The following is a 1001-nucleotide window of genomic DNA, read 5'->3' as shown; positions in this document are numbered from 1 at the left end:
GTCCGTCGTCCTCCACCACCAGGACACGCACGCCGTTGAGGACCAAGCCGTCATCGAGACTGATGGACGCCTCCTGCATCCTCGCTCACCTCATGAAGCGGCGCCTCGATCCTGCAGACGAAGCCGTCGGGACGAAACTCGCGGTTGATCTTCGCGCCCGACCCATTGCGAGCCCCATGGCGGCACGGATGATGAAGGCGCAGCGAGGGCTGCAGTTAGGCAAACTTTGCCTCGTTGGATCGGAGCATGTCGTAGGTTGGACGCAGCCAATGCGGGGAACGTCCGCGTAGTGAGTCTGTCTAGTCCGATGATCTCGGCGGGAAGTCATCTGGAGCTGCTATCCATGGTCGCCTGGACAGTTCGTGTCCGTAACGTACGGAACCGTCGGCAAATACCACCCCCACGTCCTTCCGACAGACGTCTCTGTTGCCACATATGTACAGGAGCGCATCTTCCAGATTAAAGCTGTCGAACATGGTATTGCCGGCATCGTCAGTCACGCGGTAACAGACCGCGATTTCCGAATGTGGCACGGACGGCATCGCCTTCGCCGCAGCGGCCAGTCTGATCGCTCGGGCTATCGAAATCTCCTGTGCTATCGGATGATCGAAATTGGTATCGCCCAGCAGTTCATAAACCCCATCGAGCACATCGCGATCGATATAGTATTGCCTGGCGCCGGCGTCAGGTTCGTCTTCCAGGAGCTTCGCCATCGTGTTGGCAAGCCAGTCGATCGTCGCGGTCACCTCTCGCTCGGGTATACGAACATCAACGGTGTCTTCGACTCGACCTAGAATATGGCCCTTCGCAATCCAGGCATTTTCCGAAAGGACTGCTCGTTTCCAAGAACGCTTGCAATTGAGCCACACCTCGTAGCACTTGTTCGGCGCCACACGGCTCAAGGGGATGCTGAACAAGCCCATGTCAATTGCAGTGGTCTTCGTTTTGCCCGGCGATCTTCGGAGGTTCTTCCTTCGGCGTTCAGCTACGGGAGCCTCGCG

General features: G+C 58.0%; 1 protein-coding gene. It reads right to left on the bottom strand.

The window, feature by feature from the left end:
• Positions 1–299: 299 nt before the first annotated feature.
• On the bottom strand, positions 300–1001 hold a 702-nt coding region (locus L630_RS23315), incomplete at its 5' end, for a hypothetical protein (protein ID WP_210164336.1).

Source organism: Aminobacter sp. J41 (assembly GCF_000526635.1).
Lineage (GTDB): Bacteria > Pseudomonadota > Alphaproteobacteria > Rhizobiales > Rhizobiaceae > Aerobium.
This window is presented reverse-complemented; position numbering and strand designations above follow the sequence as displayed.